This window comes from Rhodobacteraceae bacterium S2214, from assembly GCA_025141675.1.
GTDB lineage: Bacteria > Pseudomonadota > Alphaproteobacteria > Rhodobacterales > Rhodobacteraceae > Yoonia.
In genome coordinates this window covers 3,445,111-3,460,997 of record CP081161.1, presented here as the reverse complement: position 1 = coordinate 3,460,997, position 15,887 = coordinate 3,445,111, and the positions used below count along the sequence as shown (strand labels likewise).

Below are 15,887 nucleotides of genomic sequence, written 5' to 3'. Positions count from 1 at the left end.
GAACGATCTCGGGCTTGTCATACCCGCCACTTTGTTTCCTAAATGTTCTCACAGGTTCCGGAACCTTTCATATCCCATTGCCTCGACAGTCATTGACGGTCGGGCAGCTGCGCTGAGTATTCCCCGCGTTTTGAAAGGCAACCGACATGACCCAATCTCAATCCAAGATCCCGTTTCATAATCTGACGTTCTACGACGACCTGCCCAAAATGCGCGATGTGGAGGCTCGGTTAAAGACGTTCCTAGAGTCGACCCGCAAAAGGGCGCAGCGGATTGAGATTGAGACGGGCCGCATGGCAGAGGAGGACCGGGTGTATCCGTACGACCTGGTCGGTGATGCGGACATGGGGCGCATCAGGCGTCGCGCTATATATGGTTCCTCGAACGCAAGCAGCTTTCAACCGGCATGCATCACCTCAGCGATGAGAACCGTGTCAGGCTTACATCCCTCAGAGGCGGGTTGCCAGTGGCCCGCGTCGCCACCGAGCACGAGGCTGACGAGATCGCGGCGGCGTTGCACGCCGAGATGCCGTGGATGGCACCGGCAACTGAAGCTGTGTGGCACGGACTACGCGCATCGGCGCGCGGGGGGCTGCGGTTCACTCCGCTCGTTTTGGTCGGTTCCCCTGGGATCGGCAAGAGCCATTGGGCTCGCCGTCTTGCGCATCACCTTGCCGTGCCAACGACCATGATCGACGCGACGGGCGAACCCGCTACGTTTGCCATCGTCGGGTCCCAGCGCGGCTGGTCCAACGCGACACCGGGTAAGCTGCTGCAGACAATCCTGCGGGAGCGCCACGGCGGACCGCTTGTCATCGTTGATGAGGTCGAGAAGTCAGGTGATATCCATTTCAGCAAAGGTACACGCCATTCGTTGACCGACGCCTTGCTGCCGCTGCTTGAACGTATGACAGCCGCAACATGGGAGTGTCCATTTTTCCAAATCAAATGTGATATGTCTTGGGTGAACTGGGTGATGACAGCAAACAGCCGCCAAGGCTTGCCTGAGCCGCTGCAAAGCCGCTGTATGGTCCTGGACCTTCCAGATCTTACGACTGATCAGCTGCGGCAATTTGCGGAAACCGAAGGCGCGCGCCGCGACTTACCAGCTCCCGCGATGGCCGCCTTAATGGATGTCTTTGATTGTGGCGCAATCATAAACGCTGGGCTGAGTCTTCGCACGGTGAGCCGCATGCTTGATCGCGCACAAACGCTGGCCTACAAGCCGCTGTTGAATTGAGATTGCGCCATGGATTATCAAGCTATTCCATATCTTGGCGGCGAGATCGTCGTCTTACAGGAGGGAAGCTTATTAGCGGAAGAACCATTTCGGACCGCCAAAGGCTGCTGCGGATGATCCGTTGGTTTGGCGGGGCTGCCGGTACAGGCTTTAATCCGATCCCAGATACTTGTCGGCGGCGCCAACGCCAAAGTTTTGCAGGATCGAAAGATCCAGAGGAGCATCGCCAGGTCGAGTAAGGGCGTTCGGTATAAATGGTCCGCTGTACTCAACGTATGGAGCATTCCCGTGAGACCCCAACTCACCTTTAGCTTCTCGAACGAATAGGGTGAAATCTGTCAGATACTGAACTGTATCAAACAAGGCGTCACGGTCTGCTTTCGACAGGTTTTCAATTTCGCCAAGATCAACCAACTGCTTCAGACTATCGACAAACTCCTGTTCGGATTGGTCTTTTGGCATCTGTTTTGCGAAATCTATCAAGTTCATCCTAGAATACCCCATTGCTTTGGTCGGCATCAATTGGACCGAATTCTCGTGACTTTCGACACGTTTGGGTAGGAGGGTTCACATATTTGTCTGGAGGTGCAAATTTATATAACTGCATGAAATATATCCAAAAAATAACGGTTCTAGGTTCTTCGCACAAATGTACTGCCAAAAATTCAAACTGAGCTAGCACTAAGGGTAGAACGGCGCATTGTGTTGAAAAAATCCGAATTTCGGATGTCGTGTTTTTTCGGAAAGAACTCGTGATACGGAAAAGTCAGGTGAGATCTGCCATGCGGCGCTATGAGCTGCCACATGCGCGGCAGAAGACCAATTTGGCCGAACCCCTCGGCTCGAAACGTTGGTAGCGCTGTACGGACAAAGATTTCACCGATTTTGCCAAAAACGGATTTTTTCAACAGTATTGGCGGGAAGCAGACTTTCGCTGCAGATGAAAGTGACCTCGTTTTTGCTGGTATAGCCGACATTCCAATTTGAGCAGGTCTATATGGCCCAACGCCGCAATATTCCGAAGCCAGTGTTCTCAGGCTCTCTTCAAGTATTCTTCTAGAAACGCCGTCAAATTTGATCGAACCTCATTCAGTTCGTGCGTCATTTTTGCTTCGACATGGTGCGCCACCCATACGGGGACGGTGAGCGCTGGGATCGCGTCAGTTATTTCTTGCAAGCCCGGCGTTGCGTCGCCAACAAAGGTTGGAAGGATAGAAATGCCTTGGCCGCGTTGGGCAAGACTTGCCAATGTCAAAAAGCTATCAGCCGTTGCACAAACCATGTCCGCAGTTATATTTTTTGCCATCCAAGTGCCTGCGACCGACCTTGAAAGTGGACCAGACAGGCTCAGCCATTTTTTAACGCCTGTTTCAGCTGCATAAGCTTTAAATGCGAGGGTGCCGGCGGAAGTTCCCACGAGATCTTCGGTAAGGGACACAGACGCGCGTACCACAATGTGTGCCTGTTCACGTAGCACGTCGATATGAGCGTTGCTGCTCAATAGAACGAATTTTCGGTTTTGGCCACGTCCCTGTGCGGCCGATATGAATTGCGGCAAGGCATAAGCACAAAGCGTGTCAGTGGAGGTAATGCGTATCGTTTCCGATCGTGGAAGAAGACCACCGCCCGCCAGCCGCGCCACCTCTCGGATCGCCGTTTCGGCGGCTTGTGCCGCTTGGATGATATGGGTGCTTTCGGATCGCAGTCGGTACCCTTGTGAGGTCCGCTCAAAAATGGTCACGTTGTGCCGCTCTTCAAACGCCGCCACGTGACGCAGGACCGTGGCATGATTGACGCCAAGATGTTTGGCCGCCTGCAAAACGGAGCCGGTTTCCACAACACACAGAACATAGCGGAGATCATCCCAATTTTCGCTGTGCATTTTTTCGTAGCCCTAGACGCAAAATTTCGTACTGTTTCTATATTTTCGAACAGTTACCCTTAGGGCAAGATGAATCTTACTTTTACATTTAGGAGCATCATTATGAATAAGAGCACCATTGCCTGTATTACGGCTGTTATTGTGTCGATCGGCGGGGTGGCCATATCTGACGGCCACATCAGCGATGAACAGATCGAGGCCGCGGTAAAAGCGCGCAAAGCGCATATGCAGCTGTATTCCTTCAATCTGGCCACGTTGGGCGGGATGGCGAAAGAGGAAATACCCTATGATGCAGAAGCGGCCTCAGCTGCGGCGGACAACCTCGTCGCGCTGTCTCAGGTCTCGCAGGCGGGTTACTGGTTGCCCGGAAGCGATAGCGCGAGTGTCGAAGGGAGCCGTGCTTTACCTGCTATTTGGGAAGCTGGCAGCGACATTGGACAAAAAGGCGCTGATTTTGCGGCTGCCGCTTTGGCAATGCAGGCAGCTGCCCGGACCGATTTGGCTGCGCTGAAGGCAGGGATGGGCGGGCTAGGCGAATCCTGTGGTGGTTGTCACAAACCTTACCGCGCGCCCAGAAACTGAGCGATCAAGAGACTTTGAAACGTTTTCTGATACGGTCGGTTGTGATCATGACCGGTCTTGGGGCAGCGGGTCTATGGATGACGCGGCCTCAAACGGTGCCGAATGATTTTCTTGCAAGTGCACGTCATGATGCGGAGCGTGGGCGATTGATCTTCGCGGCGATGGGCTGTGCATCCTGTCACATGGCACCAGGATCGGAAGATCAAGCCATCCTGTCTGGTGGCCGCGCCTTTCCAAGCGATTTTGGGACGTTTTATGCGCCCAACATTTCATCCGATAGGCAGATGGGAATTGGCGCTTGGTCGGATAGAGAAATTGCGACGGCGGTTTTGAAAGGTACTGCGCCTGACAACTCGCACTATTACCCCGCCTTTCCTTATGCATCCTACGAACAGGTCGCGGCTTCTGATGTGGCCGACCTGATAGCGCATCTGCGAAGCCTGCCGGCAGATCAAACACCAAGTCGGGCGCACGACGTCGGGTTCCCGTTCAACATACGTGCAACTTTGGGAGGGTGGAAGTGGTTTTTCACCGAACGAGGTTGGGTCATTGAAGAGGACCTTACACCTGAACAAGAACGTGGACGCATGCTGGTTGAGGCCATGGGCCACTGCGGCGAGTGCCACACACCGCGCAACATTTTGGGTGGCATGGACCGCACCGCTTGGCTCGCAGGCGCGCCGATCCCTGGCGAACAGGGACGAACGCCAGATCTCCGTCCAGAAAACCTTGAGTGGTCACAGGGCGATATCGTGGCTTATCTGAAAACTGGGCTCACACCGGACTATGATTCAGCTGGTGGCGAAATGGTTGATGTGATCGCCAATACGAGCCAGCTGCCCGACGCAGACCTAGAAGCGATCGCTGCTTATCTGTTGATCGTACCCGGAGTGGACTAGGCTACGTAAGCCTTATCTGCTTTTGATGACGTTACAGTCATTTGTTGCACATCTGAAGAACGGTCAATTCTTCGATGATCCCTTCATGCGGATGACTGGTATCGCAAGCTGCGCAAGGGCAAAGGAATTGAAATTATAGCTACAATCCAACTTGTTACAGGAGGTGTAGGCCAAGTTTGAGCGACGTGTGATTAACCACCACAATTCTTCCAGTCGGTCTAGCTAAACTAAGGTTTATGGCTTTATGCCCAGCGATATAGCACGGTGAAATCAACCGATGGCCAAGAGACTTAGGTCGGATTTTGAGCTGATGATCAGTGACGGCCAGACAAAGGGTGTCTGGTGTGCAGACATTTAACAAAGGACGATCCAGATGAAACATTCACTTTTTTCAGCGCTCTTGGCGCTTGGTATTGCTTCTACGGCGCAGGCCCAATCCATCGCTGATCAGGTTGTCAGCCAGTTGGAGGCAGAAGGCTTCAACTATTTCGAAATCAAGAATGGCCCTAACCAAGTCAAGATCGAAGCTGTGCGTGGCACACAGGAGGTCGAATATGTCTATGACCTGAACACGGGTGAGCTTCTCAAGCAGGAAGCCGGGACATCCGATGCAGAAGACCGCAGTCGGAGCGGCGTCCAGACACGGACGGAAGATCGCGATTTTGTGGACGGGCGCGGGGGCTCTCGCAGCGACGATGACGAACGCGATGATGACGAGCGAGATGACGACGAACGCGACGATGACGAACGCGACGATGACGAACGCGACGATGACGAACGCGACGATGACGAACGCGACGATGACGAACGCGACGATGACGAACGCGACGATGATGAAGACGATGACGATGAAGATGATGAAGACGACGATGAAGACGACGATGAAGATGATGATGAAAACGACGATGAAGACTGATTGACGCCTCGTCGCATTCTTGACCAAACTGGCCTCATTGTGATGCGGTGAGGCCAGTGTTCAAATGAACAACACAGCGGATGATCCATGAAAATTGACCGGGAACGTTTTGACAAACTCTTTTACACACCTCTCTTGCGGTATCGCGTCGCCAATCCAGACCAACTCAACACCGCTTTACTTGCGGAAGCAGCGACAATGCGCGCAGCGACAGAGGGCCTGTCAAAGTCCAACCGCGGCGGGTGGCATTCCGAAGGCAACCTGTTTGATCAGGGGGCAGCGGCGATCAGTGCGCTGCGATCTGCGGTCGAAAGTGCGTTAGAGGATGCAAACAAGGCCATCGGCGCCAAGGCAAAGTCAGACGATCTGCGGCTCAAGTTATTTGGATGGATGAACGCAAATCCAAAAGGTGCTTTTAATGCGCCCCATACCCATCCAGGTGCCCATTGGTCTGGGGTCTATTATGTCGCCCAGCCAGATGTGGACGAAGGCAATTCAGGAATGATCGAATTTGTCGATGCCCGCACAGATTTACCAAACTGGCGCATTCTCAAGGCGGCCCCCTATCGTCTGAAAAAGAAAATGCGTCCAGAACCCGGCGAGATCATTCTGTTTCCATCGTATCTCGTCCATTGGGTCTATCCCAATGAAACGGACGGCGAACGTGTCAGTATCGCGTTCAACGCGACCTACAAAACGGCGCGCAAATGAAGCCGTGCAAGCCCAACTTTTGGAATGTTGCGGGGCGTGTTATGTTGAAAACGGGCGCTGTGCTGCGGGCAAAGATGTCCGTACCTTTTCGGACTTTCGCGAGGTAACTGATGTCTATGAAGTCCATCAAAATACTGTCTGTCACGGCGGGCCTTGCACTGGCTCTGCCGAACCTTGCCGCAGCAGAAACCGTGGAAGAACAGATTATACGTCAATTGCAGGCCCAGGGCTTCAACCGGATCGAAGTGCAGCGGACACTTTTGGGTCGGGTCCGGATCGACGCGACCAGCTCAACCCTTGAACGCGAATTGATCTTCAACCCGGGAACAGGCGAAATTCTGCGTGACTATTGGGAACCGCTGGACGACCGCGATGACGAAAGCACACCAGGCTTGCGTAATCCTTCGGCCTCCAACTCCGGTGGTGGCAGTCGGCGCGATGATGACGAAGACGGCGGCACAAACGCGGGGTCCGGGAGCCTGAACAGCGGCTCCGGGAACAGTGGCAGTCAAGATGACGAAGATGATCAGGATGATGACGACAAAAACGACGATGATGAAGAAGATGAGGAGGATGACCAAGACGACGATGATGAAGACGATGATGACGACGACGATGATGATGAAGACGATGATGACGACGACGATGATGATGAGAATTGATCCAGCACAGATCGCCTTACGGGAGCCTCATTCGTGAAATCGCGTCGTGCATTGTATCTGGCGCTGCTTGTCTTTCAGGTCCTTTGCGCGATTCTTTTTTTGGTCGGCTTTTTGTCCACGGTCACGGGGATATTTAGGATCAATTGGGCGTTCTATGAGTTGATCGAGATTGCCGCTGGTCTCGGCCTGATCGTCGGCGCCGGACTTGGTGCCGTAATGTTGCGCGCAACGATGCGGCAACACGATCGGATGGAAGGGCAATTACGCGTTGCCTCAGGCGCTTTCATGGACGTCCTCGAAGAGCACTTCGCCTCATGGCGGCTCACCCCTGCAGAGCGCGATGTAGCGCTCTTTGCGATCAAGGGGATGTCCACGGCAGAAATGGCTGCTTTGCGAGGCGTCAGCGAAGGTACCATCAAAGCACAAACAAACGCGATTTACCGGAAAGCCGGGGTGACCGGACGGCCCCAGCTGTTGAGCGTATTTATCGATGACTTGATCGGCGACGTGCCGTTAGTTCAGTCGACATCGCCCGTCGCATAACGGCTTAGCGATTTGGGTCTCTTCGCGAAATTGAAGAAGGTACGCCTGTCAATTTAGAGCATCGTCGCAAAACGCACTGCGGCATGAACGCCATCGATCAGCTTGATCGAAATGTCGTCACTTTCTTCTACGATGTGCACCATTCCTGCGCAGCCGAGCACAACGCTGTTGATGTCGTCGTGTTTTACCGCAGCTTTGATCTCGGCCCTCACTCGCTCTGTTGCGTTCGCACGATCGCGTTCAAGGTCAAGGACCGGCACGCCGCTCGCCCGAATGCGCCCTAGGTTTCTGTCCAGCCCATATTGGCTGACGTTTGTGCTGAGAACCGGCACAGAAACATCTAACGTTGTGACAACCGAAAACCGCGCGCCATACAGTGACGCCAGATGATAGGCTGCTTGCCCGATACCGATGACCGGACAGTTTGCGAGCGCGCGAGCGGCGCTAAGGCCGGTATCATCAAAGCACCCGATAATGACCGCTTTGGCATTGGCGGCGTCCGCTTTTTTTACCAGTTCTAAAAGCGGTGGAACGGCCGCATCCCCGTCCTGCTCGCCCTGGATTGCGGGCGGGCCATCCGTTGACGTCCAACCGACAACTTCGGCGTCCGGTGCTGTGCGGCGGGCTGTTGCGACCATCGCGTCGGTCATGGACTGCGTGCTGTTGGGGTTGATGATGACGATCATAGGTGGCCCTTGCCCGCGTCTGAGCCTTGGCGGGCGCGGCGTTTGTTTGCGATCAAAGCGACACAAAGGAACGCCCCGATGATAAAGAGCGAGAAGACTGTCGTCAGCGTGCCCAACGCGTAAAGCACCGGCGAGGTAACGTTTGTCGTCATGCCATAGATTTCAAGCGGCAGCGTGTTGTAGCTGCCCGCCGTCAGCAAGGTGCGGGCAAATTCATCGTAGCTGAGCGTGAAGCCAAACAAGGCCACCCCGATCAGCGATGGCGCGATGATCGGCAGAACAACATGGCGCAATGTTTGCCATGGGGTCGCACCCAAATCGCGGGCTGCTTCTTCATAGCTTTTGTCGAAGCGGTTGAAGACCGCGAACATGATCAGCAGACCAAAGGGCAACGTCCATGTCAGTTGTGACCCAAAGCCGGAGGTGGACCAATGCACGTTCAAACCTGATTGAGAAAACAGCAGGCCGACCCCCAGTGAAATCAGGATCGACGGGATCACCAACGACGTGATGATCAGGTAGAATAGGATGTTGGAGCCGGGGAATTTGCGTCGAAACGCCAAGCCGCCCATCACCGACACCACAACGGTGACCACCATCACCATGAGGCCCAGCACAAAGCTACGTCTGAAGCTGCCCCAGATGTCGCCGACCGCCTGCTGTTCGAACAGATCATAGAACCAATAAAGCGACACGCCGCGCATCGGAAAGGTCAGCCCGCCGCCTTCGCCTTGGAATGATAGGATGCCAATGGTGATCGTGGGGCCGTAAAGGAATAGGATGAACAATGCGAAAAAGGCGCTGAGGATATAGAAGGACCGAGGGCGCGGCTCCATTTTACAGTTCCTTCCGGATGTCGACAAAACGCAGCAGGATGCCGATCGTGATCAGCACCGTCAGCAGCAGCACTATCGCCGTGGCAGAGGCACTGGGGTATTGCAGCAGCGCGATATCGTTCGAGATCAAGCGCCCTACGTTGGCCGATTGTGACCCGGACATGAACCGCACGGTGATGAAATCACCCATCACTAGCGTGACCACAAAGATCGTCCCGATCATGATCCCCGGTTTGGTGAGCGGGATGATCACATTCCACAGGATTTGCGCGCCACTTGCGCCTGCGTCCCGCGCGGCTTCGATCAGCGATTTGTCGATCCGCATCATCGTGTTGAAGATCGGGACGACCATGAACAGCGTGTAAAGATGAACAAAGGCAAGGATGACCGCGAAATCCGAGAACAGTAGCCACTCAATTGGCTCATCAATCACGCCCCACGACATCAGTGTCGAATTGGCGATCCCATTGCGCCCTAAAAACGGAATCCAAGAGATCATACGGATGATGTTGCTGGTCCAAAACGGGATCGTGCATAGGAGGAACAAAGCGATCTGCCATGTCAGGCTGCGAATATGGAAAGCCAAATAATAGGCGACGGTGAAGCCGAGCACCAAGGTACAGGTCCACGTGATCAAGGCGTATTTGAAGGTGTTGAAAAAGACCGTGTAAGTCACGGGCGACCCAAACAGGAACGCGTAGTTGTCAAATTCAAACGCGGGGATGATCGAAAATTCAGTGGCGCGCCAGAAACTGACGATCACGATCAGAACAATCGGCAACACCAGAAAAACAAGCAACACGGCAGCCAATGGCGACACCATGAGTAAACTGGATAAAGCAGGATTGGCGCGCAATTTTTTCATTAGGTATTCTTAAATTGGGGAATGGGTACGCCACATCGCGGCGCACCCAATATTTGGCTTAAGCGGCGATAAATTCGTTCCACTTGCGGACCATGTATTGGTTCTCGTCCATGACAGAATTCCAGCAAACCACAGACCCCATCCGATCAAGGAAGGACCCACCGTCGCGCACTTCGCCTGCACCGGCCAGCTTATCGCCTGTTGGGGATAGGATATCGCCCTCGGCCGCTTTGCCTTCGTACCAGAAGCCCCATTCGTCGTCGGACATGAACGCCTTGGACGTTTCAGGCACGGCAGAGTAATAGCCCTGACGCATCAGGTAACCACCAACCCAACCAGACAGATACCAGTTGATGTATTCATAAGCTGCTTCCAGTTCGATGCCGGACAGCGCTGCCGAAATACCAAGACCGCCGCCCCATGACCGGTAACCTTCTTCAAGTGGTTGATAGACGCATGGGATGCCTTGCGATTTGACGGCTGTGATCGCAGGCGACCACATGGACTGGATCACAACTTCGCCCGATGCCATCAAGTTGACGCTTTCATCAAACGACTTCCAGAAAGCGCGGAATTGACCGTTTTTCTTGGCTTCGGTGAAGATGCCGATGGTCAGATCGATTTCTTCTTTGGTCATGTTGCCTTTGTCTGGGTAGGTGTATTCACCCATGGATTCCACGACCATCGCCATATCCATGATCCCGATCGACGAGATATCAAGGATGGATGCTTTGCCCTTGAATTCAGGGTTCAACAGTTCGGACCAATTGGTGATCGGACGGCCGATCAGGTCGGGACGGATGCCCAGCGTATCGGCGTTGTAGATTGTTGGGATCAGGGTCATCCAACCGGATTCTTCCTGAACGAAATCGGTGCCGTTTGGACCAGATGTAAAGCCAACCGTGTGCGGCGCTGTACCCTGTGCGATGGTGCTTTCCGGCGTCAGTAGGCCACTGCGGAATGTGCCGGCAATCTTGTCGTAATTAGCGATTTTGGATGTATCCATGGCTTGCAGGTTACCTGCAGCCCAAACCTTCTTACAGATGAAGTATTCGATATCGGCAATGTCAAAGCTGTTCGGCTGGGTTGCCGCACGTTGTGTCACGCTGTCGGTATCCAGTGCGGTCATTTCCAATGTGAAGCCAAGGTCTTCTTTGACTTTTGTGGCAACGTCATTGAGGTTTGATACACCTGTGCCGAACTGGCGGAGTGTTACGTCCTTGATGTTTTGCGCCCAAAGCATTGGTGCGCCGAGGGTAGAGCCTGCAACTGCCGCAGTGGCGCCTTTCAATAGCGTCCGTCGGCTCAGGCCATTTCGTTGTGTGAATCTTGTCATTGTTCAGTTTCCTTGTCGGTTCGTTTTTAGTTCAAATTATTTGCGCCGCAGTTCATGCGATCAGTTTGTGTTGATTGACGGCGTCCCAGTGCAAACCGATCCGGTCGCCGGGCTGGTGTGGATTGGCAAAAAATGTGCTGTCGGGGATCAGCGCCAGAACCTCTTGTTCACCGGTGATCCGTGCTGATACCGACACATGCGTGCCCTGATATTCGACAGCTGTGACGTTTCCTTCGACAGCGCCCGCTGTGGGGGCCGTGACTGAAACCGCATCCGTGCGGATCGCAAAGTGCCCGTCTGGCAGGGCCACGACATTATGACCGCCCATAAATTGCGCCACAAATTGGGTTTGGGGGGCGTTGAAGACCTCACGCGCCGGCCCGGCCTGTTCGATTACCGCGTCATTCATCACGATGATATCGTCCGCCAAAGCCAGCGCTTCGTCTTGGCCATGGGTGACGTGAATGAAGCTGATCCCCAGTTCCTTTTGCAGCTTGCGCAGCTCTGCGCGCATCCGCACACGCAAGAACGGATCAAGCGCTGACAGCGGCTCATCGAGCAGCAGAACCTGCGGTCGGGTGATCAATGCACGCGCAAGCGCGACGCGTTGTTGTTGACCGCCAGACAGTTGGTCGGGCAACCGATCCGCAAGGCTTGTCAGGTCAACCAAATCCAGCATGTCGCGGGCTTGTGTGTGCCGTTTGGCTGTATCGACCCCCTGCATCTTGAGGCTAAAGGCCACGTTGTCCAAGACACTCAGGTGCGGAAACAAAGCGTAGTTCTGAAACATCATCGCCGTGCCGCGCTGTGCGGGCGGCAAATGCGAAATATCGCGACCATCCAATACAATCGATCCATCGCTGACGCTTTCATGGCCTGCGATCATCCGCAGAGTGGATGACTTTCCGCAGCCAGAAGGCCCCAACAGGCAAGTGTAGCTATCAGCTTTGAAGCGATAATTAATCGCGTCAACGGCGATCGTTGTGCCGTAACGTTTCGTTACCGATACTAGTTCTAAGTCTTGTTTGCTCACAAAGGCCCCCAGACGCGTTGATGTCTCTACGAGCGGTGAGGGTATGAAATGACGCAATCATTTTGGAATGCACGAGGTGCTGAATCACTGCTGTGGCCCGTTTTTTGGGCGATCCAAAGCTGCAATGCTAGATTTTTGCACACAATATTGTATACAATATGCATTCGATTTGTATGGCTGGCGAATTGAGTTGTGTCTCGAATCTTGCTCTGTCATTTCGATCAGAGGGAGATTGCTATGACACTGACTACGCAAAAAACTGGAAAGGCCAACGCGACCGCAGAGTCCATTTCTAGAGCTTTGTCATTGGCCGTACATGAACACCGTTTGGCGCCGGGTACAAAGTTAGGCGAAGATGATCTGTCTGACATATATGGTGTGTCGCGTACAACAGTACGGGCCGCGCTCCAAACGCTTTCGCATCAACAAATCATTGAAATCAAACGCAATCGGGGTGCGTTTGTAGCACAGCCCAGCCTGACCGAGGCCCACGAAGTCTTTGAGGCCCGTGAATTGCTAGAGCCACGAACAGCCCGCAGTGCCGCGCTTAACGCCACACCCGACGATATTGCGCTGCTCACGGATCATATCACGCAGGAACATGCGGCGTTGGATGCCGGAGATCGGGGGCGGGCGTTGTACCTCTCCGGGAAATTTCATCTCGAAATTGCACGGATCGCAAACCAACAGACAATCGCGGATATGATCGATGTCTTGATTGGGCGTTCATCACTGATCATTGCACTATATTGGCGCCGTGAAAGTGCATTATGCGAAAGCCAAGCGCACCACGCATTGATCACGGCTATCGGTAGAAATGACGGCGCGCGTGCGGAAGAATTAATGCAAAGCCATCTGGTTGATTTGCACTCTGCGCTTAATCTCAAAGAGTTACCTCAGATTGAGCAAAACCTGCATGCTATGTTGTTAGGGGGCACACAACGCTGAGCACGACCTTTGTGGTGCGACTTACAATTGTGCGAATTACGAGACTGGGGACCTTTTTGACGTAACTTTCAATATAAGCAAACGACGACTAAGCGGACATTGATGTTATTGCCGCGAACGGCAACATGTCCGCACAGAGTGAATTTGCTCAACAACGAATTCTGTACTTGTAGCGAATGTCCGGTTTGACCGACCGCACCGCACCGCAGCATAGCGTTGAGTTGGCCAAGGTCCGGTTGGGGCCGTCCATAGCGCTGACGTAGCCAGATTTTGGTAGTTGGGGTGCCGAATTCTAGGGCGGCTTTGAGGAAAAATTAGCCTAAAATAACGTATGGTTGAGGATACCCCATGGCCATTCGAACAAATCCTGTGACACACTCGTGAGTATGCAAAAGCTGATGCGTATCTTAACAATTCTTCTCCTAACATTCAGCGCTTTGGTCGTTGGTATCTTGGTCTTTGCACCGCAGGTCCCCATCCTCGTGCGCGAAGGATTTCCGTCCGAGGTCTGGGATGGCACAGGGCGCTATGCCCGTGTCGATGGTGTGCAGCGCGAGAATGCAGAACGTGGCCGCGCGCTTCCTGCGGCCGCACAATCCCGTTTTGAAGACACGGGTGGTCGCGCGATGCTTGTCGACCAAGGCGGCAAACTGATTTTCGAAAGTTATGGTCAAGGATTTGAGCCAACCGTTCGATTGAACTCATTTTCTTTGGTCAAAAGCCTTGTTGGGGCTCTTGTCATTCGCGCCTTGGCAGATGGGCGCATCGCATCGCTGGATGATCCGCTAGCGCTTTACTTAGGGCCGGATGCCCCAAATATTTCTATATTGGACGCGCTGACCATGACGTCCGGGTTACTCTATGATGGTGAGTCGCCCAAGTCGGTGGATGACGCGGGCTTTTCGCCATTTGGCCCACTGGCGCGGCTGCATGTCTTCGGGACTAAGGCCGTTTTGCCGGACCTTACTATTGACCCCGTCGCCCGCGGAGACTTTGCTTATCAAAGCGTGAATACCGCGCTTTTGGGTGCCGTCCTAGAAGTTGCTTACGATCAACCCCTTGCGCAACTTCTTTCGGTTTTGATCTGGAAACCTGCGGGTGCAACTGATGCAGATTGGCTGGTTCACGCAAGGAACGATAGCGTCTCTGCCTATTGCTGCCTATATGCGCGGCCAACAGACTGGCTCCACGTCGGGCGTTATCTGTTGGACAACGGAACGCCTGAGGCACCATTCTTGCCCGACGATCTGTGGCGGGATTTCATTCGACCCGACCTTGCCGCCTCAGTGCGGCAACAGGGTACCTACGGATGGCATTTGAGGCATGACGTTCTGGATCGGAAAGGGGAAACATTGGCTGGGCCATTTGCCTATTTTATGGGCCACGGCGGGCAGATGCTATATCTACTACCGGACAGCGACATGTTGGTTGTCCGATTCGGCGAACGCCTTCAGCTGTTGCATTCAACGCTATATGAATTGGCGCCACCGACCTGATCGGCGAAAATGCTGTAGGTCCACGAATGTCTCCTTCGGTAGGCTGCGGTGCAGCATATTGATCCGATGGTGAAGGTCCGGTTCGGGCCGTTCATGTCGGTAAAATTCAGACCGCTTAACAAAATTGTGGCGACGCGGATAACCAACGACGTGACGAAGCACTGTCTGTACACGCCGGCCTTTTAGACAGCAGAGCTACCCGATCACAAAAGAACATGGCTAATTGCTGGAAAAAGGAAGTTTTGTGACAGGAAAGGAAGAATACCGTGAAAAATCACAAAGTGTGTGGGGCGACACATAGTTTTACCTTTTTCGATGGGCTAAGTCATTGATTTTACGAAGGCCGAATTTCTATCAACGCACGAGCCTTACCTTTTGCGACTCATAACTTTGCCTCTCAAGACAGACAATCTGAGAGCCGTCGTTCGTTTATATAGCAGCGAATGGCATCGAAGAGCCCAATCTGTGAATTTGAACTTTGTGCTGCGTGCGCTCGCAGCGAGAAGAATGCCGCGTAAGCGAAAACCGTCATGCCGTCGCGCAGCGAGGTAAACCGTCATTGGTGCAGCCGGCAGCATGGATCAAGCGGCGAACTTACCAGTCGCGGACATTTCTGCCCCTGATCGGTCGTTCAAAGCCGCTCTTCATAGAAAGAAGAGTGTCTGCCCTAGCCTCCCAGTCTTCATTTGATCGAGGTGTTCTTTGCAAAGTGTTGAAATACTGAGAAATTGAGCATCTTCCGCGAAACCTTAAAAGCAGAGAACCATTTTTATCTGGGGCTTGGGTGGTTTTAGGCCTCGGGACTTATCAGCCCCGAGACCATTGGCTAAACGCGGAACAGCGAAAACTTCTTGGTCAGCGCATTAATCACATCGGTCTCACCAAAAACGCCAACACAGATCAGATCATGCTCATCAGAGGCCTTTTCGGCGGTTGTCTGCAATTGAATTTCAGTGCCGCCATGGAACATCGTTTCAACGAAGGCGGATGTGATGATCTGTTGTTGTTCACAATCCGACTTGAACGACCACATTTTTGCAGGTGTCCCCGTGAGCAGAACAAACGGATAGGTCGAGATGCCATAAAAGCGGACATCATCCTCCGTTTGGTAGTCGACAAAAATGCCCAACCCTGCCCCAGATGCCTGCTGCGCCAATGACTGTGCGACATGACCGGTTGCATTGAGGATGAGGGGCGTATCGCCCCTCCATTTCTTGCTGATAACGATTACTGATTTATGTGTCATATGTCA

General features: G+C 53.5%; 16 protein-coding genes and 1 pseudogene. 9 read left to right on the top strand and 8 right to left on the bottom strand.

All coding sequences use genetic code 11. The features are described from left to right. Nucleotides 1-146 precede the first annotated feature (146 nt). Nucleotides 147-1,240: pseudogene (locus tag K3729_17125) on the top strand (AAA family ATPase). Between the two features lie 150 nt (nucleotides 1,241-1,390). Here the strand turns inward: K3729_17125 and K3729_17120 are convergent. Beyond that, entirely contained in the window at nucleotides 1,391-1,729 is a 339-nt protein-coding gene (locus K3729_17120; protein ID UWR01110.1) for a hypothetical protein, read from the bottom strand. 544 nt (nucleotides 1,730-2,273) lie between these two features. Beyond that, a complete protein-coding gene (locus K3729_17115) occupies nucleotides 2,274-3,122 on the bottom strand; it encodes a LysR family transcriptional regulator (protein ID UWQ99101.1) in 849 nt (282 codons plus the stop codon). A 102-nt stretch (nucleotides 3,123-3,224) separates the two neighbouring features. On the opposite strand from K3729_17115, the gene K3729_17110 reads away from it, so the two are divergent. From K3729_17110 to K3729_17085, 6 genes are all read left to right on the top strand, one after another. Continuing rightward, complete coding sequence (locus K3729_17110; protein ID UWQ99100.1) at nucleotides 3,225-3,704, top strand: cytochrome c; 480 nt, start codon at nucleotides 3,225-3,227, stop codon at nucleotides 3,702-3,704. Nucleotides 3,705-3,751: 47 nt separating this feature from the next. After that, nucleotides 3,752-4,603 (top strand): cytochrome c, encoded by an 852-nt coding sequence (locus K3729_17105; protein ID UWQ99099.1) that lies wholly within the window; start codon nucleotides 3,752-3,754, stop codon nucleotides 4,601-4,603. 608 nt (nucleotides 4,604-5,211) lie between these two features. Next, nucleotides 5,212-5,523, top strand: coding sequence for a pentapeptide repeat-containing protein (locus K3729_17100; GenBank protein UWQ99098.1), 312 nt, complete (start codon nucleotides 5,212-5,214; stop codon nucleotides 5,521-5,523). Nucleotides 5,524-5,606: 83 nt separating this feature from the next. Then, entirely contained in the window at nucleotides 5,607-6,230 is a 624-nt protein-coding gene (locus K3729_17095) for a hypothetical protein (protein ID UWQ99097.1), read from the top strand. Between the two features lie 110 nt (nucleotides 6,231-6,340). After that, the gene (locus K3729_17090; protein ID UWQ99096.1) at nucleotides 6,341-6,892 is read left to right on the top strand and encodes a hypothetical protein; all 552 of its coding nucleotides are present in this window, start codon (nucleotides 6,341-6,343) and stop codon (nucleotides 6,890-6,892) included. Between the two features lie 33 nt (nucleotides 6,893-6,925). After that, nucleotides 6,926-7,435: a helix-turn-helix transcriptional regulator gene (locus tag K3729_17085; protein UWQ99095.1), complete on the top strand. Its 510-nt coding sequence runs from the start codon at nucleotides 6,926-6,928 to the stop codon at nucleotides 7,433-7,435. 53 nt (nucleotides 7,436-7,488) lie between these two features. On the opposite strand, the gene K3729_17080 is transcribed toward K3729_17085, so the two are convergent. From K3729_17080 to K3729_17060, 5 genes are read right to left on the bottom strand one after another with little or no spacing between them, the layout of a single operon-like run. Continuing rightward, nucleotides 7,489-8,121, bottom strand: a complete 633-nt coding sequence (locus K3729_17080) for an aspartate/glutamate racemase family protein (protein ID UWQ99094.1) — start codon at nucleotides 8,119-8,121, stop codon at nucleotides 7,489-7,491. Beyond that, on the bottom strand, nucleotides 8,118-8,957 hold the full coding sequence (locus K3729_17075; GenBank protein UWQ99093.1) for an ABC transporter permease: 840 nt from the start codon (nucleotides 8,955-8,957) through the stop codon (nucleotides 8,118-8,120). The genes K3729_17080 and K3729_17075 overlap by 4 nt, the downstream gene beginning before the upstream one ends. A 1-nt stretch (nucleotide 8,958) precedes the next feature. Then, the gene (locus K3729_17070; protein UWQ99092.1) at nucleotides 8,959-9,822 is read right to left on the bottom strand and encodes an ABC transporter permease; all 864 of its coding nucleotides are present in this window, start codon (nucleotides 9,820-9,822) and stop codon (nucleotides 8,959-8,961) included. Nucleotides 9,823-9,880: 58 nt separating this feature from the next. Beyond that, nucleotides 9,881-11,158 (bottom strand): PotD/PotF family extracellular solute-binding protein, encoded by a 1,278-nt coding sequence (locus K3729_17065; GenBank protein UWQ99091.1) that lies wholly within the window; start codon nucleotides 11,156-11,158, stop codon nucleotides 9,881-9,883. Between the two features lie 52 nt (nucleotides 11,159-11,210). Further along, nucleotides 11,211-12,203, bottom strand: a complete 993-nt coding sequence (locus K3729_17060) for an ABC transporter ATP-binding protein (GenBank protein UWR01109.1) — start codon at nucleotides 12,201-12,203, stop codon at nucleotides 11,211-11,213. Between the two features lie 225 nt (nucleotides 12,204-12,428). Here K3729_17060 and K3729_17055 point away from each other — a divergent pair, with 225 nt between their 5' ends. Then, a complete protein-coding gene (locus K3729_17055) occupies nucleotides 12,429-13,139 on the top strand; it encodes a GntR family transcriptional regulator (GenBank protein ID UWQ99090.1) in 711 nt (236 codons plus the stop codon). 380 nt (nucleotides 13,140-13,519) lie between these two features. Then, a complete protein-coding gene (locus tag K3729_17050; GenBank protein ID UWQ99089.1) occupies nucleotides 13,520-14,635 on the top strand; it encodes a beta-lactamase family protein in 1,116 nt (371 codons plus the stop codon). Nucleotides 14,636-15,461: 826 nt separating this feature from the next. Here the strand turns inward: K3729_17050 and K3729_17045 are convergent. After that, a complete protein-coding gene (locus K3729_17045) occupies nucleotides 15,462-15,881 on the bottom strand; it encodes a DUF2000 family protein (protein UWQ99088.1) in 420 nt (139 codons plus the stop codon). Between the last annotated feature and the right edge of the window lie 6 nt (nucleotides 15,882-15,887).

Bases quoted from the DNA above. Each gene is read 5' to 3' on its own strand.
- K3729_17120 (UWR01110.1), bottom strand. From the start codon at position 1,729: ATGAACTTGATAGATTTCGCAAAACAGATGCCAAAAGACCAATCCGAA.
- K3729_17115 (UWQ99101.1), bottom strand. From the start codon at position 3,122: ATGCACAGCGAAAATTGGGATGATCTCCGCTATGTTCTGTGTGTTGTG.
- K3729_17110 (UWQ99100.1), top strand. From the start codon at position 3,225: ATGAATAAGAGCACCATTGCCTGTATTACGGCTGTTATTGTGTCGATC.
- K3729_17105 (UWQ99099.1), top strand. From the start codon at position 3,752: ATGACCGGTCTTGGGGCAGCGGGTCTATGGATGACGCGGCCTCAAACG.
- K3729_17100 (UWQ99098.1), top strand. From the start codon at position 5,212: ATGCAGAAGACCGCAGTCGGAGCGGCGTCCAGACACGGACGGAAGATC.
- K3729_17095 (UWQ99097.1), top strand. From the start codon at position 5,607: ATGAAAATTGACCGGGAACGTTTTGACAAACTCTTTTACACACCTCTC.
- K3729_17090 (UWQ99096.1), top strand. From the start codon at position 6,341: ATGTCTATGAAGTCCATCAAAATACTGTCTGTCACGGCGGGCCTTGCA.
- K3729_17080 (UWQ99094.1), bottom strand. From the start codon at position 8,121: ATGATCGTCATCATCAACCCCAACAGCACGCAGTCCATGACCGACGCG.
- K3729_17075 (UWQ99093.1), bottom strand. From the start codon at position 8,957: ATGGAGCCGCGCCCTCGGTCCTTCTATATCCTCAGCGCCTTTTTCGCA.
- K3729_17070 (UWQ99092.1), bottom strand. From the start codon at position 9,822: ATGAAAAAATTGCGCGCCAATCCTGCTTTATCCAGTTTACTCATGGTG.
- K3729_17065 (UWQ99091.1), bottom strand. From the start codon at position 11,158: ATGACAAGATTCACACAACGAAATGGCCTGAGCCGACGGACGCTATTG.
- K3729_17055 (UWQ99090.1), top strand. From the start codon at position 12,429: ATGACACTGACTACGCAAAAAACTGGAAAGGCCAACGCGACCGCAGAG.
- K3729_17045 (UWQ99088.1), bottom strand. From the start codon at position 15,881: ATGACACATAAATCAGTAATCGTTATCAGCAAGAAATGGAGGGGCGAT.